Annotated in this window: 24 protein-coding genes; 2 read left to right on the forward strand and 22 right to left on the reverse strand. The window is 34.6% G+C overall.

From position 1 onward, the window contains the following. Positions 1 to 8: 8 nt before the first annotated feature. From ACP5QL_RS00785 to uidA, 12 genes are all read right to left on the reverse strand, one after another. Complete coding sequence (locus ACP5QL_RS00785) at positions 9 to 1,331, reverse strand: NCS2 family permease (RefSeq protein ID WP_273333371.1); 1,323 nt, start codon at positions 1,329 to 1,331, stop codon at positions 9 to 11. Between the two features lie 28 nt (positions 1,332 to 1,359). Further along, positions 1,360 to 2,880: a YifB family Mg chelatase-like AAA ATPase gene (locus ACP5QL_RS00790; RefSeq protein WP_272994783.1), complete on the reverse strand. Its 1,521-nt coding sequence runs from the start codon at positions 2,878 to 2,880 to the stop codon at positions 1,360 to 1,362. Continuing rightward, on the reverse strand, positions 2,870 to 3,226 hold the full coding sequence (locus ACP5QL_RS00795) for a YraN family protein (RefSeq protein ID WP_012583880.1): 357 nt from the start codon (positions 3,224 to 3,226) through the stop codon (positions 2,870 to 2,872). Before ACP5QL_RS00795 ends, ACP5QL_RS00790 begins: the two co-directional genes overlap by 11 nt. Further along, positions 3,223 to 3,834: a ribonuclease HII gene (locus tag ACP5QL_RS00800; RefSeq protein ID WP_012583881.1), complete on the reverse strand. Its 612-nt coding sequence runs from the start codon at positions 3,832 to 3,834 to the stop codon at positions 3,223 to 3,225. Before ACP5QL_RS00800 ends, ACP5QL_RS00795 begins: the two co-directional genes overlap by 4 nt. Next, positions 3,801 to 4,364 carry a signal peptidase I gene (gene lepB / locus ACP5QL_RS00805; RefSeq protein WP_012583882.1) on the reverse strand — a complete coding sequence of 188 codons (564 nt, stop codon included), beginning with the start codon at positions 4,362 to 4,364 and terminating at the stop codon, positions 3,801 to 3,803. Before lepB ends, ACP5QL_RS00800 begins: the two co-directional genes overlap by 34 nt. Beyond that, entirely contained in the window at positions 4,354 to 4,710 is a 357-nt protein-coding gene (gene rplS / locus ACP5QL_RS00810; protein WP_012583883.1) for a 50S ribosomal protein L19, read from the reverse strand. Before rplS ends, lepB begins: the two co-directional genes overlap by 11 nt. Positions 4,711 to 4,714: 4 nt before the next feature. Beyond that, positions 4,715 to 5,452: a tRNA (guanosine(37)-N1)-methyltransferase TrmD gene (trmD, locus tag ACP5QL_RS00815; RefSeq protein ID WP_012583884.1), complete on the reverse strand. Its 738-nt coding sequence runs from the start codon at positions 5,450 to 5,452 to the stop codon at positions 4,715 to 4,717. Positions 5,453 to 5,454: 2 nt separating this feature from the next. Continuing rightward, positions 5,455 to 5,955: a ribosome maturation factor RimM gene (gene rimM / locus ACP5QL_RS00820; RefSeq protein WP_012583885.1), complete on the reverse strand. Its 501-nt coding sequence runs from the start codon at positions 5,953 to 5,955 to the stop codon at positions 5,455 to 5,457. A 15-nt stretch (positions 5,956 to 5,970) separates the two neighbouring features. Continuing rightward, positions 5,971 to 6,201 carry a KH domain-containing protein gene (locus ACP5QL_RS00825; RefSeq protein ID WP_012547534.1) on the reverse strand — a complete coding sequence of 77 codons (231 nt, stop codon included), beginning with the start codon at positions 6,199 to 6,201 and terminating at the stop codon, positions 5,971 to 5,973. 15 nt (positions 6,202 to 6,216) lie between these two features. Beyond that, on the reverse strand, positions 6,217 to 6,498 hold the full coding sequence (gene rpsP, locus ACP5QL_RS00830; protein ID WP_012583886.1) for a 30S ribosomal protein S16: 282 nt from the start codon (positions 6,496 to 6,498) through the stop codon (positions 6,217 to 6,219). A gap of 28 nt (positions 6,499 to 6,526) precedes the next feature. After that, a complete protein-coding gene (gene ffh / locus ACP5QL_RS00835) occupies positions 6,527 to 7,837 on the reverse strand; it encodes a signal recognition particle protein (protein WP_012583887.1) in 1,311 nt (436 codons plus the stop codon). A gap of 81 nt (positions 7,838 to 7,918) precedes the next feature. Further along, the gene (gene uidA, locus ACP5QL_RS00840; protein ID WP_012583888.1) at positions 7,919 to 9,652 is read right to left on the reverse strand and encodes a beta-glucuronidase; all 1,734 of its coding nucleotides are present in this window, start codon (positions 9,650 to 9,652) and stop codon (positions 7,919 to 7,921) included. Positions 9,653 to 9,768: 116 nt separating this feature from the next. On the opposite strand from uidA, the gene ACP5QL_RS00845 reads away from it, so the two are divergent. Further along, entirely contained in the window at positions 9,769 to 10,086 is a 318-nt protein-coding gene (locus ACP5QL_RS00845) for an ArsR/SmtB family transcription factor (protein ID WP_012583889.1), read from the forward strand. 5 nt (positions 10,087 to 10,091) lie between these two features. Further along, on the forward strand, positions 10,092 to 10,766 hold the full coding sequence (locus tag ACP5QL_RS00850) for a DUF554 domain-containing protein (protein WP_273333369.1): 675 nt from the start codon (positions 10,092 to 10,094) through the stop codon (positions 10,764 to 10,766). Here ACP5QL_RS00850 and ACP5QL_RS00855 read toward each other — a convergent pair. The 10 genes from ACP5QL_RS00855 to dnaN all read right to left on the reverse strand — a co-directional run bounded on the left by ACP5QL_RS00855 (position 10,763) and on the right by dnaN (position 21,943). Beyond that, positions 10,763 to 11,404: a lactate utilization protein gene (locus ACP5QL_RS00855; RefSeq protein WP_273333367.1), complete on the reverse strand. Its 642-nt coding sequence runs from the start codon at positions 11,402 to 11,404 to the stop codon at positions 10,763 to 10,765. The genes ACP5QL_RS00850 and ACP5QL_RS00855 overlap by 4 nt on opposite strands. 21 nt (positions 11,405 to 11,425) lie before the next feature. Next, positions 11,426 to 12,949, reverse strand: a complete 1,524-nt coding sequence (gene guaA, locus ACP5QL_RS00860) for a glutamine-hydrolyzing GMP synthase (RefSeq protein ID WP_273333365.1) — start codon at positions 12,947 to 12,949, stop codon at positions 11,426 to 11,428. Continuing rightward, complete coding sequence (larC, locus tag ACP5QL_RS00865) at positions 12,946 to 14,115, reverse strand: nickel pincer cofactor biosynthesis protein LarC (RefSeq protein ID WP_012583893.1); 1,170 nt, start codon at positions 14,113 to 14,115, stop codon at positions 12,946 to 12,948. Before larC ends, guaA begins: the two co-directional genes overlap by 4 nt. After that, positions 14,112 to 14,870 (reverse strand): nickel pincer cofactor biosynthesis protein LarB, encoded by a 759-nt coding sequence (gene larB, locus ACP5QL_RS00870; RefSeq protein ID WP_272995362.1) that lies wholly within the window; start codon positions 14,868 to 14,870, stop codon positions 14,112 to 14,114. The genes larC and larB overlap by 4 nt, the downstream gene beginning before the upstream one ends. Positions 14,871 to 15,120: 250 nt before the next feature. Continuing rightward, positions 15,121 to 17,184, reverse strand: a complete 2,064-nt coding sequence (locus ACP5QL_RS00875) for a hypothetical protein (protein WP_428124906.1) — start codon at positions 17,182 to 17,184, stop codon at positions 15,121 to 15,123. A 3-nt stretch (positions 17,185 to 17,187) separates the two neighbouring features. Further along, complete coding sequence (gene gyrB, locus ACP5QL_RS00880; RefSeq protein ID WP_012583896.1) at positions 17,188 to 19,095, reverse strand: DNA topoisomerase (ATP-hydrolyzing) subunit B; 1,908 nt, start codon at positions 19,093 to 19,095, stop codon at positions 17,188 to 17,190. Beyond that, entirely contained in the window at positions 19,073 to 19,555 is a 483-nt protein-coding gene (locus tag ACP5QL_RS00885; RefSeq protein ID WP_012583897.1) for a DUF721 domain-containing protein, read from the reverse strand. Before ACP5QL_RS00885 ends, gyrB begins: the two co-directional genes overlap by 23 nt. After that, positions 19,548 to 20,627 (reverse strand): DNA replication/repair protein RecF, encoded by a 1,080-nt coding sequence (gene recF, locus ACP5QL_RS00890; RefSeq protein WP_012583898.1) that lies wholly within the window; start codon positions 20,625 to 20,627, stop codon positions 19,548 to 19,550. Before recF ends, ACP5QL_RS00885 begins: the two co-directional genes overlap by 8 nt. Next, positions 20,628 to 20,843 (reverse strand): S4 domain-containing protein YaaA, encoded by a 216-nt coding sequence (gene yaaA, locus ACP5QL_RS00895; RefSeq protein WP_012583899.1) that lies wholly within the window; start codon positions 20,841 to 20,843, stop codon positions 20,628 to 20,630. It lies immediately after the preceding gene. Next, positions 20,840 to 21,943: a DNA polymerase III subunit beta gene (gene dnaN, locus ACP5QL_RS00900; RefSeq protein WP_012583900.1), complete on the reverse strand. Its 1,104-nt coding sequence runs from the start codon at positions 21,941 to 21,943 to the stop codon at positions 20,840 to 20,842. Before dnaN ends, yaaA begins: the two co-directional genes overlap by 4 nt. Between the last annotated feature and the right edge of the window lie 79 nt (positions 21,944 to 22,022).

Below are 22,022 nucleotides of genomic sequence, written 5' to 3' on the forward strand. Positions count from 1 at the left end.
CTTAATTCTTAGAAAGCGAAGTAAAGAATAAAGAGTATAGAGAGGATTATTAGAACAGGATTGAGATCCTTAAATTTTCCAGTAAGAATTTTCAATAACACATAACTTAGAATGCCAAGAATTAAACCATTGGCAACAGAATAAGTAAAGGGCATTGCAATAATTGTTACAAAAGCAGGAAGAGCCTCAGCAATGTCCTTAAAATTAATTTTTAGTATAGGCTCCATCATAAGAAATCCAACTATCACAAGAGCTGGAGCAGTAGCTGCCGATGGTATTATACCTGCAAGAGGCCAAAGGATGATAGAAAGAAGAAACAAAAGACCTGTAACTAATGATACTGCTCCTGTCTTTCCTCCCTCAGCAATTCCAGCAGCAGATTCAATATAGGTAGTAATAGTAGAGGTACCACAGAGGGCTCCAGCGATAGTTCCAACAGCATCACTTACAAGAGCCCTTTCTGCTCCCTCAAAACTTCCATCCTCTTTTAAAATATTTAACTTAGAAGCAAGTCCTGATATTGTCCCTACTGTATCAAACATATCCACAAAAGTGAAGGTAAAAATTATAGAAAAGAATCCCCACTTTAAAGCACCTAATATATCAAGAGCTAAAAAGGTCTTTGAAAATTCACCCCAATTGGGTAGAGCTATAATATTACCAGTAAAATGGGTAATATATTCTCCATTTGATCCTTTAACAAAAGCTCCCACAATTGTGGTGATGATAATACCAAGAAGAATATTTCCTTTAACATTTAAAGCCATAAGAAGGGCTATGACTATTATTCCAAAAATAGAAAGAAGGGTTTCTGGAGTCTTTAAAGATCCAAGGGTAACCAGGGTAGCATCACTTTTCACTACAATTCCTGCAGACCTTAAACCAATAAGCGCTATAAACAATCCAATACCTACTGACGTGGCAAGCTTTATATTAAGGGGAATTGATTGTATGATCCACTTTCTCACAGGTAGTATGGATAATATAAGGAAGATTATTCCATCAATAAAAACTGCTCCTAAAGCTACTTGCCATGGAAGTCCAAATCCGTGACATACTGAGTAGGCAAAATAGGCATTCAAGCCCATTCCTGGAGCAAGAGCAAAGGGAAGCTTCGCATAAAGTCCCATAGTAAGAGTAGCTATACCAGCTCCAATAGCTGTTGCCATTAACACTGCGGACTTTGGCATACCCGCATCGCCTAATATATTTGGATTCACAAATAAAATGTATGCCATGGTAACAAAAGTAGTAAGTCCTGCTATGATCTCGTTAGACCAAGATGTACCCTTTTCTCTAAATCCAAAATATTTAGCTAATGCTCCAAACAAATAAAATACCCCCTTTCAACAAAAAAAATTACAAATTTGAAATGAAATCCTCAAGCCCTCTGTAAGATAAAGCCTCAGCTAAATGCTCTATTCTAATATACTCATTTTTCTCTAAGTCTGCAATAGTTCTTGCCACCTTTATTATCCTATCTACCGCACGCATTGATAAATTCTTTCCATCCACTGCATCCAATAGAAACCTTTGAACATCTTTGGAAAGGACACCATATTTCTTAAGAGTCTTTGGAGTTAATTGAGAATTTAATTGAAATTTTTCTTTTTTATATCTCTCTTTTTGTATCTCTCTAGCTTCGATTACTCTCTTCCTTATCTCTTCTGAACTTTCTTCCTCAGTATCGCTAAATATCTTCTCTTTTTCAATCCTTCCTACATATACTCTAATATCTATTCTATCCAAAAGAGGACCAGAAACTTTTGACCAATATTTTTTTACCTCAAAAGGAGAACAAGTACATTCCTTTTCCTTATCTCCAAAATATCCACACTTACATGGATTCATACCTGCAATTAGAATAAACTGAGCAGGATAAACCACAGTATATTTAGACCTTGAAATAACAATCCTACCTTCCTCAAGAGGTTGTCTTAATGCCTCTAAAACATCCCTTCTAAATTCAGGAAGTTCATCTAAGAATAAAACTCCTCGATGAGCGAGGGTTATTTCTCCAATCTGAGGATTAGAGCCTCCTCCCAGAAGACCTGCATAAGATATGGTATGATGAGGGTTTCTAAACGGCCTTTCCAATACTAAAGATTCCTTATCTAAAAGACCAGCAGCACTATAAATCTGAGTCACCTCAAAAGCTTCTTCATAAGTAAGAGGAGGCAATATAGAAGGAAAGGTTCTTGCAAGGAGAGTCTTACCTGTTCCAGGAGGTCCCACTAATAGAACATTATGTCCTCCTGCTGCAGATATTTCCAAAGCTCTTTTAGCATAAGCTTGCCCCTTTATAAAGGAAAAATCTTCACTAAACGTAGGTATATAATCTGGAAAACTATATTTCAAAGGCTTAATCTTGATCTCTCCTGTCAAAAATTTAACTAGCTCTGAAATATGAGATATAGGATAAATCTCAACTTCATCCACTAAAGCACACTCAAATTCATTTTCTTTTGGCACAAAAAACCTTTTATAGCCTTTATTTTTTAATCCATAAACTAAAGAAAGTAAGCCTTTGCCTTTTCTTATTTTACCTTCAAAGGAAAGCTCGCCAAAGAAAGCTGATTCTTCGGGATTAAAATCAAAGTTCATATAATTAGAAAGAATACCTATAGCAATAGGCAAATCGAATAAAGGACTGTTCTTTTTTAGATCTGCAGGAGCAAGATTAATAGTTATTCTCTTTAAAGGAAATTCATACCCTGAATTTTTAAGTGCAGACCTTACCCTCTCCTTAGATTCCTGAATCTCTTGTTCTGCAAGTCCTACTATATTAAAGCTTGGTACACCACTAGAAATGTCAATCTCAATCTCTACTTCATGACAATTTAGCCCTAAAAGAGTTGCTGACCTTATTTTAGAAAGCATTAGGTAAATACTCCCAGTTTAAAACTTCCCCCTTGGGAGAAAGGATTATACTCATAATATCAAATCTTATCTCTTTAAATCTAAGTTGTTTATTCTTTACATATATTTCTGCTATCTTTTTAATTCTATTTTGTTTTTCAAAGCTTACCGATTCTACAGGCATACCAAAATCTAAATTTCGCCTCGTTTTTACCTCTACAAAAATTAAAATATCTCCCTTCCTTGCAATAATATCAATTTCTCCAAAAGAGACCTTATAATTCCTCTCAAGCACAATAAAACCTCTACTACTCAAAAACTCTACTGTAAAGTCCTCCCCCAACTTACCTATCTCTTTATTATTCATAAAAGTTTAAAACCCTTTCTATGAATTAAAAGACTACCCAAGCTTTTTATCTTTTCTCTATGCTCCTTCGTAGCATATCCTTTATGCCTACTAAAACCATATCCTGGATACTCCTTATCAAGCTCCTTCATGTACCTATCTCTCAAAACCTTTGCCACAATAGATGCTGAAGCAATACTCAAACACTTCCGATCCCCCTTTACAATGGTTTCTTGGGGTATATCCATGTTAGGAATAGGAATGTTTCCATCTACAAGTAAATACTCAGGTTTAATTTCTAATTTTTCTATGGCTCTTCTCATAGCCAAAAGGGTAGCTTTTAAGATACCTAATTCTTCTATTTCTTCCACTGTGGCATAACCAAAGCTCCAACATAGAGCTTCTTTCTTAATTATCTCAAAAAGTTCTTCTCTCTCCTTAGGAGATAACAATTTGGAGTCATTTACAGGAATAGAAGATAGGGGAGGAAGAATAACTGCTCCTGCATAAACAGGGCCGGCCAGTGCTCCTCTCCCTGCCTCATCTACACCTGCAATATATCTAAAATAATACCAGAGCTCCCTCTCTCTTTCTCCTAATGTACGAGGCCTATTCTTTGGGGAGGCCATAAGAGGAGCACCGCTTTTCCTACAAGGTTTTTCTTTGGAACAAATCCCCAATATCTACTATCTACACTTACAGGTCTATTATCACCAAGGACAAAATAACTATCCTTAGGTACCTTTACCGGTCCATAGTTATCATAGCTTTTATTCTTAACATAAGGTTCGTCTAATGCTTTTCCATTAATATAAACTACTCCATTTTTTAATTCCACTATATCTCCAGGAATTCCTATTAATCTCTTTACGTACTCTTTTGTTGGATCCTCGGGATATTTGAAAACAATAATCTCCCCTCTTTTTGGCTCTCTAAAATAGTAGGGTATTCTCACTACGAGAACCGCTTCCCTTTCATTTAAAGTTGGTATCATAGAACCAGTAGGAATATAGGAAATCTGCAATATAAAGCTTTTTATTATGAAAGCTAATATAAATGCTAATACAATAGTTTCAAGAAGATCATACCATTCATGCTGTTTTAATTCCTGCCTCTTAGAAAGTATTTTGCTTACAATCTCCAAAATTTTATCCTTCATTTTCTTCCCTCTCAGCTATTTTTGCACTCTTACCTTTTCTCTCCCTTAAATAATAGAGTTTAGCTCTTCTTACCCTACCTCTTCTTACCACTTCAATTTTTTCTACTAAAGGAGAATGTAAGGGAAAGATTCTCTCAACACCAACCCCTTGAACTACCTTCCTTACAGTTATAGTCTCTCTAATACCTCCATGCTTTTTTGCAATCACTACACCCTCATAAACTTGTATTCTCTCTTTATCACCTTCAACTATACGATAGTGTACCCTTACAGTATCTCCTGGCCATATTTCGGGAATATCCTTTTTCATATATTCCTTCTCTAAATTTTGAATTATAAGATCCATTTTTCTATACCTCCTCTCTTAGCTCTTTTTTTATTTCTTCTAAAAGTTCAAGATCTTCTTGGGTCAAGCTAGTTTTCTCAAGAAGATCAGGTCTTTTTAAGAAAGTTTTCTTTAAAGCTTCCTTTCTCCTCCATCTTCTAATTCTTTCATGATTTCCAGAAAGTAAAATATCAGGAACCTTCATACCCTCAAAATCTCTTGGATGGGTATACTGAGGATATTCCAATATACCCCACTGAAAGGATTCCTCCCTCAAGGAATCAGGATCTCCCAAAACCCCGGGCACAAGCCTAACCACGGCATCTACTATTACCATTGCAGGTATTTCTCCTCCAGTTAAAACATAGTCACCTATAGAGATTTCCCTCGTTATTATACTCTTCACCCTCTCGTCTACTCCTTCATATCTACCACATATCAGTATTAGATGATTTTTCTTAGATAATTCTTCCGCAATTTTCTGATTAAATAAATCTCCACTTGGTGAAAGTAAAATTACCTCACTATCCTCTTTTTTCAAACTTCTCACAGCCTTAAATATTGGCTCGGGCTTCATCACCATCCCCGAACCCCCGCCATAGGGATAATCATCAACGGTCCTATGTTTATCTTCTGTAAAATCTCTCAGATTATATACCTTAATTTCTACCAAACCTTTATCTTGAGCCTTCTTTAAAATACTTACATCAAAAGGACCTTTAAACATTTCAGGGAAAATTGTTACTATGTCTATCCTTAACATCTTCAATACTCTTCCATTTTCCTTATAATAATTTTTCCTTCGTCCAAATTTATCTCAACTATTACATCTTTTATAGCAGGAATATATATATCTTCATCTTCTCCCTCAACTATATATACATCATTACTTCCAGTTTCAAGTATCTCTTTAACTTTCCCCAAATATTCACCACTTTCCTCGTATACCGAGAGCCCCATTATCTGATACGTGTAATACTGCCCCTCAGGAAGTTTTGGTAGATCCTCCTCCTCTATTAAAAGCCAATTCCCTCTAATCTTTTCTGCATCTTCTCTTGTCTCTATTTCAGAGAAATAAATAACATAACCTTTATTATGTTCTCTTATATTCTCCAAGGAGAGTTCTCTTCTAACTAAAAGAGTATCTCCCCAAGACAAATAGATCTTCTGTCCCTTCTTTAAAGTATCAATCAAGTCAAAGAAGGGCCAAATCTTAATACCACCTTTTATACCAAAGGGTTCACCCAATTTAGCAATTCTTACCAAACGAGACCTCATTCTCTATTGTAGTACTTCAATTACAACCTTCTTTCCCTTCTTAAGTCCAGCAACCCTCACTATAGTCTGCAATGCCTTAACAGTTTGTCCTTGTTTCCCTATTACCCTGCCCCTATCTTCTGGAGCAACTTTTACCTCAAGAATTACAGACTTAGTCCCTTCTACTTCTCTTACTTCGACCTCCTCGGGCTTTTGTACAATCGCCTTAATAATATACTCCAAAAGCTCTTTCATTAACCAAAGCCCCCTTTACGCAGAACTCTTTGCACTTTTCTTCATAGCTAAAAACTTATCCCACACACCATATCTCTTTAGAATACTAAGAACAGTATCTGTAGGCTGAGCACCTTGACTAAGCCAGTAGAGGATTCTTTCTTCCTTTAGTTGAATCGTAGCTGGATCTGTTTTAGGATCATAAAAACCCAAAATCTCTAAATGTTTTCCGTCCCTTGGCTCTCTACTATCCATAGCAACTATTCTGTAAGCTGGCTTATTTTTTGCCCCAACCCTTGTAAGACGAATTTTTACCAACTAAAATCACCTCCTTTTTTAATTTATTTTATCTAAAAAATGGGAACATAGATTTTTTACCTTTATTAATCTGCTTTATTAACTCAAGGGTCTGAAAATATTGTTTTAATAATCTATTCACATCCTGTACCGAAGTACCACTTCCTCTTGCAATCCTTTGCCTCCTACTACCATTAATTATGGAAGGATTTCTTCTTTCCTCAGGTGTCATTGATTCTATTATAGCAAGAAATTTTTTGATCTCCTTCTCACTTAATTCCACATTTATTTTATTTTTAGGAACATAAGGAAGCATATCAAGGATCTGCTCAAAAGTTCCCACTTTTTTAAGTTCCTTTAATTGAATATAAAAATCTTCAAGATCAAACTTAGATTTCTTTAGCTTTTCTTCCAATTTTGCCATTTTCTCTAATTCTATATTCTTTTCTATCTTCTCCACAAGGGATGCGAGATCGCCCATTCCAAGGATTCTTGAAGCTAGTCTATCAGGATAGAAATACTCTAAATCCTCAATCTTTTCTCCAACCCCTATAAACTTAATAGGTTTACCAGTGATAGCCTTAACTGAAAGTGCTGCTCCACCCCGAGCATCACCATCCATCTTGGTTAAAATCACTCCTGTTAAAGGCAACTTCTCGTTAAACTTCTCAGCAATATTTACCGCATCTTGCCCTGTCATTCCATCTACCACAAGCAATATCTCCGAGGGATGGTATCTTTTGTTTAATTCACTTAACTCGTTCATCATTTCTTCATCAATATGAAGTCTACCAGTAGTATCCACAATCATAACATCAGAAAACTTTTCTCTTGCTACTTTTAATGCTCCATCAATTATCTCAAAAGGATTACTTCCATCAATATACACAGGAACTTTAATCTTCTCCCCGAGAATCTGAAGCTGCTTTCCTGCTGCAGGCCTAAAAGTATCCGCTCCTACTAAAAGAACTCTCCTTTGTTCTTGAGAAAGTCTATATGCAAGTTTTGCACAAGTAGTAGTTTTTCCTGAACCCTGAAGTCCTACTACTAAAATTATTCCTGGTTTTTTATCTCCAAGATTTAGATCTACTTTTTCACCACCAAGAATATTTAAAAGTTCATAGTATAGTATTCTTATTATCTGTTCTGCAGGAGTTACACTCTTTAAAACATCTTCTTGTAAGGCTTTCGTCTTTACATTATTCAAAAGTTCCTTGACCACCTTATAATGAGCATCAGCCTCCAAGAGAGCTTGCCTTACCTCTCTTAGAGCTTCTTCAATGTCCTTTTCGGTAAGTTTTCCCTTTCCTCTTAATTTTCTAAATATCTCTTGGAGCCTACTTGTAAGATTCTCAAACATATCTTTTCCTTTTTAATTTTTTTATAGAATTTTATGACACATAGCATACTATAGAAAATATACGATACGTTGTCAATAATTCTATTTTTTCCAAAAATTAGGTATTTTATTCCACCTTTCTCTTAAAAAATGAGCCACCATTTTGGGTTGTCTATTTCTCGTAAAAACCCCCTTCCTATTTCCCACCACCCTTGTTATATGTTGCTTTGTCATAAAATCAGCAAAATTCCACACATGTTCTCCCACTACAAAATCGAGTTTATCAAGAACTTCTACAAACTTTTTAATCATCTCCTGTTGATACTCTTCTGTAAACATTAAAGGAGGATCAGAATGAAATCCAGAAATAGTATCTGCTCCAAACTCAGAGAGAATCAATGGCTTCTTATATATTTCAAACCATTCTTTAAGCTCTTTTTCAAGCTGATATTCAATTATACTTAGATCTCCACAATCCGTATACCAAGAATAATATCTATTTACACATATCACATCCACATACTTACTAACCTTTGTTTCCTTAGGTGCTACATTTTCTACTATAGTTATAGGCCTTGTAGGATCAAGCTTTCTTGTCTCCTCTATAACTTTCTTAAAATACTCCTCTGCTCCATCCTCATAAGTTGCTGCCTCATTAGCCACACTCCACATAACTACACTAGGATGATTTCTATCTCTATAGATAAGATCTCTCATTACCTCTAAATGATGTTCTAACGTCTTTTCATCAACTCTTCCTTTGGTAAAAACTTTTTCATCACGATTCCACAGATTTAAACCTACAGCTGGAGCCTCTTCAATAACAGCTATCCCGTATTTATCAGCAAGAAAGAGTATTTCTTCGCTATAAGGATAATGAGAGGTTCTAAAAGAATTTGCTCCTATCCATTTCAGTAAATTAAAATCTTTGACATTAATAACATGATCTAAGCCTTTACCTCTTATGTCTGCATCCTCATGCTTGCCAAACCCCTTAAAATAAAATGGCTTCTCATTTATTAAAAACTGCTTTCCTTCAACCTTTACAGTTCTTATTCCTATCTCCATTCTATACACATCAAAGTTATCTTTTTCTAAAAGTCTAACTTCTAAATTATAAAGGTAGGAATTTCCAGGTTCCCACAGCTTTGGACTTCTTACCTCCATAACTCCATCTTTTCCTCTACTTTCTGCTACAATTTCACCTTTATCTCTTAAAATAACATGAAAATTCTTCCCTTCGCTCTCAATACTATATTTCACTATCCCAAAATTGTTGACTATCTCTGTTATAATAGAGATATCTTTAATATATACTTTGGGTGTAGAATATATCATCACAGGTCTATGAATTCCCGAATAATTATAAAAGTCAAAATAGTAATTTAAGATTCTATATCCCTTAGGATGCATATTGTCTTCTATAGTTTTTAATTCCCCAGGAGGAAGAATATCCCAAGTAAGAGTATTATCTAACACAATTTCCAAAATATTTTCCTTTCCGTAATTTACATAATCAGAAATTTCTGCCTCAAAGGGTAAAAATCCACCTTTATGCTTAACCACTAAAACTCCATTCACATAAACCTCAGAAGAATGTGTGGCTGCACCAATTCTTACAAAAATATTTTTATCTCTCCAATATGATGGCACAAAAAAACTTCTTTTATAAAAAACCTTTCCTATATAGTCCCTTAAATTAATATCCTGAGTGACATCATTGAAACTTGCTGGAACAGGCATTAATATGTAGTCTTTATCAATTTCAGTTCTAAACTCCCACACTCCTGATAAATCTTTAACTTCTCTTGTTTCACTCTCCTTAGGATAAAGCATCTTTAACCTCCTTAAATAAGTTCATTTTATAATGAAATTATATCAAAAGCCTAATATCTTTTAATTTTTTATGTTAAAATATGTTTACTTAGTTAAGAAAGGAGGGCTGGGGAAATATGCCTAAAAAGGAAAACTATACAGCCTTATCTGATGAGGCTTTACAAAATATGAGCGATATATTGAAAATTCTCGCACACCCTCTTAGGATAAAATTAATATTCATATTAGCTCAAAATTCTGCCACTGTATCAGATCTGTTAAAAATTCTCAATGTGAGACAGCCAAATCTTTCTCAACATCTAACCTTATTAAAAAGAGTAAAACTTTTGAAGACAAAAAGAGAAGGAAAATCTGTATATTATCAATTGTCTCATCCTGAGATTAGAGATCTCTTAGAGAGTATAAATGAAATAACAAAAGAGATACAGAGGTAAAAAATATGGGGACGATAGTCAACTCCATTGCAGTAATTATTGGAGGATTAATGGGTACTATATTTAAGAAAAGAATTCCTGAGGGATTACAAAAATTATTAATGGATGCTCTTGGACTAATATGTATTCCCTTAGGAATGGAAATGGCAATTAAAGGAGAAAAATTTCTTGCTTTAGTCTTCAGCATAGTAGTAGGAGCAATTATAGGAGAACTTTTAGGAATCCACGCATGGCTTGAAAATCTATCCTTAAAAATAGAGAAAAAGTTCGCAAAAGAACAAAACACTTTTGCAAAAGGTTTTCTAACCGCCACTCTTCTTTACTGTATAGGACCTATGACTATAATGGGATCTCTTCAAGATGGACTTGGACAAACACCTCAAATTCTCTACACAAAAGCGCTACTTGACGGAACAGCTTCTATTGCTCTTGCATCAGCCTTGGGGGTGGGGGTTATATTTTCCTCCATTTCCGTTCTTATCGTCCAAGGAAGCATAACTCTTTTTGCCAAATTTATAAGTCCTTTCTTCACAACTTTAGTAGTTCAAGAAATGACAGCGGTAGGCGGAGTACTTATTCTTGGTATTGCCTTAAACCTACTAAATATAAAGCAAATTAAAGTAGCAAATCTTTTACCAGCTTTATTTTTAATACCTTTCTTTATACATATATTTCCTTAAAATCCTAAATCTTCATTAACTAGTATAACAGTAAAAGGGGTTCTTGAAGGTGGAGCCTCAAGAATAGTAGTTATTCTACATATTCTATTAGGATGATTACAATTCATACAATATCCTTCATCTGCACAAGGAAGCTCCAATTTCAATCTTTTTGCATTGAGAGGTGTAACTATGTTTTTAATTCTCCATATCGCAGTCTCTAAATTTACCACAAGCTTATTCCTTCCTACTACTACAATCACTTTTTTAGGACCAAAAATCTGAGCTGCAACCCTATTCCCAATAGCCTCCATATTTACAATTTCTCCTGAAAAAGTCAGCGCATTTACACTAGATAAGAATACATCTGAAAGAAGTTCTTGTCTTCTTATTTCAAGATCTTGCTCAGGGGTTAAGCCCTCTTTCCAGTGATGGATCACTTTGTTTCCTCTTTTCTCAAGTTCTTCTATAACTCCGATTTCCCTTATAGTTATACTTCCTCCAATTCCCACTGTGGCTTCCTGAGGAATTAAACTAAGAACTTTATTTTTTGCTTCTTCTCTGTTTTCTACTAAAAATACTTCATAGCCTCTTTCTTTCAACAATTCTGCTGTTCTTTCTAATTGTTTCTTGGTGAGCCAACTTTTTAGATCTTTCATTCTTTACCCTCCTTTTAAATTCTATTCCCATTCAATAGTAGCAGGCGGTTTATCAGTAAGATCATACACTACCCTGTTTATACCTATTATCTCATTAGTTATTCTTCGTGCTATCTTACCAAGGATATCATAGGGTACCTCAACAAAGTTTGCAGTCATCCCATCTTCACTTTTCACAATCCTAATGGCAATAACATATTCATAAGATCTAAAATCTCCCTTTACACCAACTGTTTTTATAGGGAGCAATACTGCAAAGGACTGCCATATTTCATCATATTTATCCCATTTCTTAATCTCTTCCATCAGAATTCGATCAGCTCTTCTCAAAAGCTCTAACTTATCTTCTGTGACTTCACCAAGAATTCTCACTGCAAGCCCTGGTCCTGGAAAAGGTTGCCTTCTTATGATATCCTTAGGAATTCCTAAAATTTCTGCAATTTTCCTTACTTCATCTTTAAACAGATATCTAAAGGGCTCAATCAACTCAAAACCGAGTTCTTCAGGGAGCCCGCCTACATTATGATGAGTCTTTATCTTAGCAGCCATTCCAGTGTTAGATGCAGCACTTTCTATAACATCAGGATAAAGAGTACCTTGGGCAAGAAATTTAAAAGGTCCCCTTTTTCTTGCCTCTTCTTTAAAAACCCCTACAAATTCGTGTCCAATAACCCTTCTCTTTTCCTCAGGATCAATAACTCCTCTTAATTTTTCAAGAAATCTCTCCCTAGCATCTATCACTACTAAATTCACACCAAGATCCTTTAAAAATCTTGATACTTCTTCCTTTTCTCCTATTCTCAATAACCCATGGTCTACAAAAATAGCAGTTAGCTTATCTCCAATAGCCCTCTGCAATAAAACTGCAAGGGTTGTTGAATCTACTCCGCCGCTCACTGCGAGAAGCACTTTATTCTCCCCAACTTGTTCTCTTATTTCTTCTATCTTTTCCTCCACAAATCTATCAAGATTCCAATTCTTTTCAGCCTTACAAATCTTAAAGGCAAAATTCTCAATAATTAAACGTCCCTTTTCTGTATGAGAAACCTCAGGATGAAACTGAACAGCAAAAAAGGGTTTCTTCAGAGACTGAGCAGCAGCAAGAAAACCATTCTCAGATATAGCTATATCCACAAAATCTTCAGGGAGTTTTGTCACCACATCATAATGACTCATCCAAACCTTCTCTTTCTTTTCAAGTCCTTCAAATAAAAGGGAATCTCTAACTATCTTTATCTCCGTTAAGCCAAATTCTCCCTTTTCTCCTTTTCTAACTTCTCCTCCTAAAAACTTAGCCATAAACTGAAAACCAAAACAAATTCCCAAAATAGGTATATCGCCTTTAAAAATCTCGTCATCTATCTCCAAATCACTATCATAAACACTATTAGGTCCACCAGAAAGTACTATTCCTTTTACCCCTTTTTCCTTTAAAAAAGAGTATTTCACATTAGGAGAATAAATCTCTGAATATACCCCTATCTCTCTAAATCTCCTTGCAATGAGCTGAGTATATTGAGAACCAAAATCAACAACTGCAATCATACTTCCAACTCCCTTTCTATTATCTTTTCAATTTCCCCAATTACATCTTTCAAAGGAATATTTTCTCTTTCTGCAATACTTTTACAATCCTCATATTCAGGGTAAGCTTTTTTAATGCCGTTGATATTTGCTACTTTTATTCTCACTTTACCCCATTTTGTCTCAATCTCTCTTATCTCTCTTTGCATAATTCTTTTATCCACATAAATTCTTCTTACCCCAAGGGTCGTTGTTTCTCCAAATATGACTTCTAAAAGTTTTTCCTCCATAGCTAAAGGAGCTATAACCGTAAGAAGAACCCCAGGTCTTCCTTTTTTCATATAAACAGGAGTTAAGAAAACATCCAAGGCTCCCTCTTTGAAAAGTTTTTCTGTCAAATAGCCAAAAATTTGTGGATTCATATCATCTATGTTAGTCTCAAGTACCACATTCTTTTCTTCAATAACTTTCTCTATCAATTCCCCTTCATATACTCTAAGAAGATTGGGAAAAGGAAAATCTTTTTTTCCACAACCGTAACCAACTTTATCTACTTTTATAGGAGGAAGAATTTTTACAAACTCAGCTATAGTAGATATAATTGCAGCTCCAGTAGGAGTAACAAGTTCTCCCTCTCTTCCATCCCTATACACAGGAACCCCTCTTAGTATTTCCAAAGTTGCAGGCGCTGGAACAGGTATAGTCCCATGGGAAGCATTGACAAATCCTCCGCCAAGGGGGAGAGGAGAAGAATAAATTTTATCAACCTTTAACATATCTAATAAAATTAGTGAACCTAACACGTCAATAACTGTATCCAAAGCCCCTACTTCATGAAAATGCACTTCATTTATAGATGTATTATGAATTTTAGCTTCCGCTTCAGCGATTTTATAAAAAACCTCTTTTGCCCTGTTCTTTATGTTTTCGGATAGTTCACTTTTATCTACAATCTCCAAAAGATCCTCAAGATGCCTATGAGAATGATGATCTTCTATAATTATTTCCACATCTGTTCCCCATATATGATTTTTTTGTTTCTTAGATATCTCAATTTTATATCCCTCAACAGGAATCTTATTAAGTTCATTTTTCCATTCTTCCAAATTGACTCCAAGATCTAATAGAGCCCCAAGAATCATATCTCCACTTATACCTGAGAAACAATCAAAATATAATACTTTCATTTTCTATTTTCCTCCACCATTAAATTTATCATATTTGCTAAATAACCTGCGGAGAATCCGTTGTCTATATTGACCACTGCAATCCCAGGAACACAGCTATTTAACATAGTCAGCAAAGCAGAAAGCCCATTAAAATTAGCTCCGTATCCTACACTTGTGGGAACAGCAATTATAGGTTTTGCTATAAGTCCTCCTACCACTGAAGGTAAAGCCCCTTCCATACCAGCAACTACTATTACCACATTAGAAGAATAAAATTTATCAAGTTGATCTATTAACCTGTGCAAACCTGCAACTCCCACATCATATATCCTTTCCACATTGCTTCCCATAATTTCTGCGGTTATAGCTGCCTCTTCAGCAACAGGCAGATCCGCAGTCCCTGCACAAGCAACCACAACTTTACCCTTTTTCTTTATGTCTTCCCTTAAAACAGCTATTATCCTCGCTTTATCAAAATAGATTGCATCAGGAATATATTCTTTTAGCTTTTCATAAAGCTCAAAACTTGCCCTTGTTGCTATAACCCTTTTATTAATCTTTAACAAATTTAGCATTATATTTATTACCTGGTCTGTAGTCTTTCCTTGAGAAAAAATTACTTCTGGGAAACCCTTTATTACTCCCCTCAAATGATCAACTTTGGCATATCCAAGGTCTTCATAAGGTAAAATTCTGAGTTCGTCGATTGCCTTCTCTATAGAGACTTCCCCCGTTTTCACTTTTTCAAGTATTTCTCTTAGTTTTTCTCTCATTCTTGATGCTCCTTTCAACTAAATTTAACTTAACTATTTATTATACAAAACAAAATTTTTCAAGAGTAAATTTAAAGTGGTAAAATATTATTGTCAAAGAGAAATGAAGCTAAAGGGGGTGTGTCCATTATGACGGAAGAAAGAAAATGTAAAAATTGCAAATTCTTTCAGCCCAACCCTAGTGACCCTTCTCGTGGTACTTGCTTCGGACTCCCTGTAAAAGCTGAGAATAGTTGTCCTCAGTTCGTTGCTAAATCTTAAAAACTACTTTCTCCATATATACTTCGGAGTTTTTTATCAATTCTTTTATGAAATTTGGTGAAAGTAAATATAAAATAATTGTATAAGGTCGATAATTTAAATATTTAAGAGATTTTTCAAACTGAAGGAGGCTCCTTAAAAGAACGGCAAAAAGAAATAGAAGCTTATATTCCAAAAGCTTTCTCTCCTCAAAAAGATAGCTGGGAGCCTCCTCCTTTTTAGATTTTATCTCATCTATTATCTTTCTGCGCCTTTCAACTAAATCTTTTAAAACCTTCAGAAAACTCTCGGGAAAGTATAAATTCTTAAACTCTCCATTGTATCCCTTATTTCTCAATTTATTAAGCAACTTATAATCCCTTTCTGAAAGCTCTATAAACCCTTTTTCCCAAAGAATTACCTTTGCAAGACGAAAATACTCTCCTGCTTCAAGCCCCTTTATGATCTCAATTATCTTCTCTATCTCTTCAACTTTTCTTCTCCAAACTTGAGAAAACTCTTCTGGGGTAATTTCTGTCTTCTCAAAATATAGCCTTAAAAATTTAGGTAATCTAAATACAAAATCCCCAAGAAGTTTTAAATTATCAAGCAAGTTTAAACTCACCCTTAAAAGATGACTCTCAGGCACCACTTTAATCTCCTTCTTTAGCTCTCCCAAGAAATAATCCACCATAGGAGCATATTTAGAACCTTCCTCGGGCACAGCAAGAACCCTTGGTACCCTCCTCATCTCAGCCATAAAAGGCCCTGCTTTTCCAATAAGAGCAAAACCATTGGGAAATTTTTTGGATAATATAAGAGAAGCCAAAAATTCTCTTGCACTTTGGATGTTTTTTGTATTTGTAATAGTCTCTGAAGAGCAATGAGGAGAAAATAGTTTAATAGAAGCTTCATGATCCATATTCCTAATTTCTATATTACATCTAGTCAAAATATTTCTTCCATGTTGATTTATGAAAACCTCCAAAAAATATGGGAGTTGAAAGACGTTGTTTTTTATATGAAATCTTTTTAGAGGTAATTTTGCTTTGTTTAATGCTGTATTATACGCCCTTGCAAAAGCTTCTGTATTTTTTAAGAGTAGATCAAAAAAGTAGTAAAAATCCTTATTCTCATAATCACAAAAATTCTTGATCTTGAGCATTTCTGAAGTCTTATTAAAGGATATATTAACGCCATCAAAAAGATCTTTTATAATGAAACTTGCCATTTTTATCTGAAAATCCGCTATGGTAACTTCTTCTTTTAATATTTTAATGGCATATGTTTTTATTTTCTTAGCCCTCTCAATTACTTCTTTTCTTTTCTCCCTATCTTTTATCTGTCTCAAAATTCCTCTAACTCCAGTTATGAATAATTTCTCCATATGTCTTTTCAATTCTTCATTTATATATATGCTGGAAAGACTTATCTCTTCAGAATACTTAGGCACAACCCCATACCACCCTAAGGATTTGGAAAAAAGATAATAAATCTCTGCTTTTGGATTTCTCAAAAAATACCTCTTCAAAGGCTCCTTATTGGCAACAAAGCCAGTTCCGCTTATCCTTGAATAATTATCGTAATCCCAGGAAAAACCTAAATCCTCTAATGCCTTAACAAAATCCTTATCTTTTTCCAAGCTTTCTTTATAATCTTTCCATGAATTCGCAATCCATGTAAGTTTAAAATTTAAATCCTTATACTCAGAAGGCTCTATGGGAACACCATAAAAAAGTCCATAAGTTATATCCTGATTTATATAAACTGCCCCTGTAAGCTTTCCTGCGTAATCTTCAGTTATTACATACCTATTGCCATCATCATAAAAGGAAATAAGACGATGATCACCAGTGCCAAGTTTTTCATCATGTAAAAAAGGCTTAAAAGGAAATTCCTTTAATTTGAAATAAAGGACCAAATCCGTGAGAATTGCGTCCCAGAGTAGATTTTGGTCTCCTTTATATACCTCATCTATATTTTCCCTTTTTAATGTAGAAATTAAATCATCACATTTATACTTTAAGGTATAAAAATTCTCGTCTTCACGAATTACTTTACCACAAGATATCATAGGCTAAATATCTAAATTTCTCACAAATTTCGCTTTTTGCTCTATAAAACTTCTCCTTTCCTCTACATTATTTCCCATTAAAATAGAAAATAATCTCTCCGCCTCTAAGGCATCTTCTATAGTAACCTGAAGTAAAATTCTCTTTTGGGGATCCATAGTGGTTTCTCTAAGTTGCTCTGGATCCATTTCTCCAAGTCCTTTATATCGTTGTATATAAACATTATCTGGGTACCCCCACTCCCTAAGAATCTCCTCTTTTTCCTCCTCAGAATAAGCATATCTTTCTTCTTTACCCTTTTTTAGGAGATACAGCGGTGGTTGAGCTATATAAATATAGCCACCTTCAATAAGAGGTCTAAAATGTCTATAAAAGAAGGTCAAAAGTAGAGTTCTTATATGAGCTCCATCCACATCAGCATCGGTCATAATTATGATTTTATGATATCTTAACTTTGATAAATCAAAATCCTGACCTATTCCTGTTCCTAAGGATGCAATTATTGCCTTAATTTCCTCGCTTGAAAGTATTTTAGTGAGATGTTGAGCCTTCTCTACATTTAATATTTTACCCCTTAAAGGCAAAATAGCCTGGTATCTCCTGTCTCTTGCCTGCTTTGCAGAACCGCCTGCAGACTCTCCCTCAACAATAAAAAGCTCACATTTTTCTGGATCTCTTTCAGAACAATCCGCAAGCTTTCCTGGAAGCAAGCTTGATTCTAAGAGACTCTTTCTTCTTACAAGCTCTCTTGCCTTTCTTGCTGCTTGTCTTGCCCTATAAGCCTCAATAATCTTACTTATTATAAGTTTTCCTACCTCGGGATTCTCAGAAAAATACTCTGTTAGTTCTTCCTCCACAACCTTTTCTACAAATTTCCTTACTTCTGTATTTCCAAGTTTTGTTTTGGTTTGTCCTTCAAATTGAGGGTCGGGAACTTTTACGCTAACTATAGCGGTAAGCCCCTCACGTACATCATCCCCTGAAAGACTTTCGTTTTCTTTCCATAAACCCCAATTTCTTGCAAAGTTATTAACCACTCTTGTCAGGGCAGTTCTAAAACCTGTAACATGGGTTCCACCCTCAATAGTATGAATATTATTTGCATAGGATAAAATTAGCTCATCATATCCTGAGTTATATTGCATTACAATTTCTACAATTAAATTTTCTTCTTCCCTTCTCATATAAATAGGTTCATGAAGAATCTCTTTACCTTTGGAGAGATACTCAATAAATTCAAGAAGTCCCCCCTCATACTTGAAAACGTTAGATTTTCCAGTTCGTTCATCTCTCAGCTCAATGGTTACATTGGGATTTAAAAAAGCAAGCTCCCTTAATCTATTTGCCACAATATCATAATCAAATTTTGTAGTTTCAAAAATCTCCGAATCAGGATAAAACCTTATCTTTGTACCAGTTTCATCTGTTTCCCCTCTAACCGTAAGAGGCATTACTGGTTTTCCTTTCTCATAGCCCTGATAAAAAATTTTTCCATCCCTCATAACCTCAACTTCAAGTTTTGATGACAAGGCATTAACCACTGAAAGTCCAACTCCATGAAGTCCACCACTTATTTTATATATGGAGTTAGAAAATTTTCCTCCTGCATGAAGAGTAGTAAGAACAACCTCAAGAGCTGGTTTTTTGGCTTGAGGATGTATATCCACAGGAATTCCTCTCCCATTATCTGCGACTACTACTGACCCATCTTTCTTGAGTTCCACTAGTATATAATTACAATATCCTGCCATAACCTCGTCGATACTATTATCTACTAATTCAAAGATGAGGTGGTGTAATCCTCTTATCCCTGTATCTCCTATATACATGCCAGGTCTTCTTCTAACAGCTTCTGTTCCTTCCAATATCTGAATACTGTCTGCTGTGTATTTATCTTTCTTTGTTACCGCCATTCTTAATACCTCCCTTTCGAATTAAAGCTATACTTCTATAATAATTTCTCAATATTTCTCTTAATTCTTCATCTTTTATATCCTCAACTATTTTAGCAATTCTTTGCTCCTCCTGCAAAGAAAGCTTAATCTCCCTTTTTATTTCCTTCTTTTTGAACTTTTTAAAAGCCCTTCCTTTATCTATAAATACAATGTCTTTAATTACGTGAGGAATAATCATACTGCTGTTTAATTTTTCTATAAGCTTATCTTTGAAAAGAGAAAGCTCCTGTACCCATACACTACTGTCCACATACACATACAAAACCCCCTCCCTAACATAAGCAGGTTTCGTATGTTGAGAAAGAGTCTCTCCTACTACCTCTTCCCACTTATCCATAGCAAGATACTCACAAAGTTTCTTCTCAAGGTTTAACTTTATAAAAACTTCCCAAAGCTTTGAATATAAAGAATCAGGCATTTAAAATAACCTCACCATTTTTTACTAAAAAATGAGGAAAATCTTTAAGAAACTCTATTCTAATAGGAGTAGTTAAGAATATCTGAAAATTCTTTATTCCCTCCCATACTTTTCTTTGCTTATCCTCATCCAAATCCCCAAAAAGGTCATCAATAAGAAGAATAGGCTTTTCTTTTCTATTTTCAGAAAGAATCTCAACTTGAGCCAATTTCCAAATTATATATCCTAACTTCTTTTCTCCAGCAGAACCAAATTTTCTCAAATCATATTTAACATTGTCTCTTATAACCCTTAAAATTACATCATCTCTGTGGGGACCTACTAAAGTATATTTTTTCCTTTTTTCTTCCCATTCTTTCTCTTTTAACATTGTCTCAAAATTTTTTAGCATCTCTTCTTCTGAATCTCCTAAAGGCACTGAAGAAAGATACTCTACTTCAAGGAAATCTCTACCAAGGAGATTATTAGAAACTTCTTTAACCTTACGCTTTATCTCTTCCATCACATTCCTTCTCTCAAAAAGAATATATCCCCCTAATCTAATTAGTGTGGAATTCCAAAGGCTAACATCTCTCTCATTTTTAAGAGTTAAGTTTCTTTGATATAAAGCCTTATAATATTCTGAAAGAGCTTTGTGATATTTATAAGATAAGGTAGAGATAAACCTATTTAGTAAATACCTTCTCTGAGACGGACCCTTTTTAAAATTTTCTATCTCTTCTTGAGAAAAAAGTATTATGGGAAAAAGGAAGACCATATCTCTATATCTTTTCAAATTTTTTTGATTAATCTTTATTCTTTTTTCCTCCCCCGAGAGGGCTGTCTCCAGTATAAGATTTTGGCTTTGCCAATCCACATTTCCTTTAAGATAAAAACTTTCTTCTCCCCACCTTATAATTTCCTTTTCATTTTTAGTTCTAAAGGATTTTCCAGAAAAAAGAAAATATATACCCTCAAGGATATTAGTTTTTCCTTGAGCATTTTCCCCATAAAATATATTCACGTCGAAAAAATTTAAACTTAAATTTTTCAAATTCCTAAAATTTATGACCTTTAAATCTATAAGACGCAATTACTCTCCCACCATCACAACATATTTTTCTCCATCAATCTCTACCACATCTCCATGTTTTAACTTTCTACTTCTATGAAGTTCTATTTCTCCATTAACTTTTACCTTTCCCGCTAAAATAAGATTTTTAGCTTGCCCTCCTGTTTCCACAATTCTACACCACTTCAAAAATTGTCCTAATGTAATATACTCTGTATAGATTTTTACTTCCTTCATAATCTTACAGGCATTAAGATATATGTATAATTCTCATCTTCAGGAGATGTGATCAAAGCAGGTCCAAGATCAGAAGTAAATCTCATGACTACTTCATCCCAGTCAGCATTGTCCAAAGGATCCATAAGGTATTCCACATTGAAACCTATCTCTAAATTACCATCTATTTCAACCTCAGCAGGCAATACTTCCTTAGCAAAACCTCTTTCCGATGGCAAAGTAGAAATTACAACCTCCTCTGAAGAAAGACTAATTTTTACCGTATTTGTTTGATCTATTTCGGCAAAGACCTCCATTCTTCCTAAAACATCCAGAAAGTCTTTCCTGTTAGCTTTAAAAGAGGCTGTAAAATCCGTTGGTATTATCTTATCATAAGCTGGAAACTGTCCCTGAAGAAGCCTTGATATAAAATAAATCTCTCCACAATTAAATACTACTTGGTTATCTAAAGCAGCCATATTTACCCTATCATCCATAGCTTTTGTAATTATTTTTTGCCACTCCTTTAAGCTCTTAGAAGGAACAATTATAGGAGCAAAATCTTTTTCTATTTCCAAGGTCTTAAGAGCAAGCCTATGCCCATCCACTGCTACCATATTTAATTTTCCTTCTTTTCCTTCAAAAAGAACCCCAGTAAGTACTTGTTTTATTTCATCTTCGGCTGCAGCAAAAATAGTCTGCTTTATAGCTTTTGCGAACAGAATTCTATCAAAACTTGCGTGATATTCACCTATATTACCAATTTCCACTTTTGGAAACTCTTCTGTACTTTCCCCTTGAATCTCTATATCCGAGTATCCAGCATGGATTACTGCTCTATTTCTCTCATTCACATGGATCTCTAAAGTTACTTCAGGAAGTTTTCCAATAACATCTATAAATAGACTTGCCGGAAGACAAACTTCTCCTGGCTCTTCAACAATAACAGGCATACTTAAAGCAAGTCCAATTTCTAAATTATTCCCTTGAAGATATAAAGTATCATTCTCAGCCTTCATATAGACATAAGTTAGAATAGGTATAGTGGTTTTTGTAGCAACAGCGCTCTTAACAAACTGCAATGACTTATATAAATCTTCTTGCTGAGTGATAAACTTCATTATTTCCTCCTCCTTCTTTGGAATTTAATTTACACTTCTCAATTATACCCTGACATGGAAAAAATAAAAAGTTTCACTA

The organism is Dictyoglomus sp., assembly GCF_049968615.1.
Taxonomy (GTDB): Bacteria; Dictyoglomota; Dictyoglomia; order Dictyoglomales; family Dictyoglomaceae; genus Dictyoglomus; species Dictyoglomus turgidum.

Coding starts and splice junctions, on each gene's coding strand:
- larB (WP_272995362.1), bottom strand. CDS start 14,870: ATGAGAGAAAAACTAAGAGAAATACTTGAAAAAGTGAAAACGGGGGAA.
- rplS (WP_012583883.1), bottom strand. CDS start 4,710: ATGGATCTTATAATTCAAAATTTAGAGAAGGAATATATGAAAAAGGAT.
- ACP5QL_RS00855 (WP_273333367.1), bottom strand. CDS start 11,404: ATGAAAGATCTAAAAAGTTGGCTCACCAAGAAACAATTAGAAAGAACA.
- guaA (WP_273333365.1), bottom strand. CDS start 12,949: ATGATTGCAGTTGTTGATTTTGGTTCTCAATATACTCAGCTCATTGCA.
- ACP5QL_RS00800 (WP_012583881.1), bottom strand. CDS start 3,834: ATGGCCTCCCCAAAGAATAGGCCTCGTACATTAGGAGAAAGAGAGAGG.
- larC (WP_012583893.1), bottom strand. CDS start 14,115: ATGAAAGTATTATATTTTGATTGTTTCTCAGGTATAAGTGGAGATATG.
- uidA (WP_012583888.1), bottom strand. CDS start 9,652: ATGCTTTATCCTAAGGAGAGTGAAACAAGAGAAGTTAAAGATTTATCA.
- ACP5QL_RS00795 (WP_012583880.1), bottom strand. CDS start 3,226: ATGAATAATAAAGAGATAGGTAAGTTGGGGGAGGACTTTACAGTAGAG.
- ACP5QL_RS00825 (WP_012547534.1), bottom strand. CDS start 6,201: ATGAAAGAGCTTTTGGAGTATATTATTAAGGCGATTGTACAAAAGCCC.
- dnaN (WP_012583900.1), bottom strand. CDS start 21,943: ATGAAGTTTATCACTCAGCAAGAAGATTTATATAAGTCATTGCAGTTT.
- ffh (WP_012583887.1), bottom strand. CDS start 7,837: ATGTTTGAGAATCTTACAAGTAGGCTCCAAGAGATATTTAGAAAATTA.
- lepB (WP_012583882.1), bottom strand. CDS start 4,364: ATGAAGGATAAAATTTTGGAGATTGTAAGCAAAATACTTTCTAAGAGG.
- ACP5QL_RS00790 (WP_272994783.1), bottom strand. CDS start 2,880: ATGCTTTCTAAAATAAGGTCAGCAACTCTTTTAGGGCTAAATTGTCAT.
- yaaA (WP_012583899.1), bottom strand. CDS start 20,843: ATGAAGGAAGTAAAAATCTATACAGAGTATATTACATTAGGACAATTT.
- gyrB (WP_012583896.1), bottom strand. CDS start 19,095: ATGGCGGTAACAAAGAAAGATAAATACACAGCAGACAGTATTCAGATA.
- trmD (WP_012583884.1), bottom strand. CDS start 5,452: ATGTTAAGGATAGACATAGTAACAATTTTCCCTGAAATGTTTAAAGGT.
- ACP5QL_RS00845 (WP_012583889.1), top strand. CDS start 9,769: ATGCCTAAAAAGGAAAACTATACAGCCTTATCTGATGAGGCTTTACAA.
- ACP5QL_RS00875 (WP_428124906.1), bottom strand. CDS start 17,184: ATGATATCTTGTGGTAAAGTAATTCGTGAAGACGAGAATTTTTATACC.
- ACP5QL_RS00850 (WP_273333369.1), top strand. CDS start 10,092: ATGGGGACGATAGTCAACTCCATTGCAGTAATTATTGGAGGATTAATG.
- ACP5QL_RS00885 (WP_012583897.1), bottom strand. CDS start 19,555: ATGCCTGATTCTTTATATTCAAAGCTTTGGGAAGTTTTTATAAAGTTA.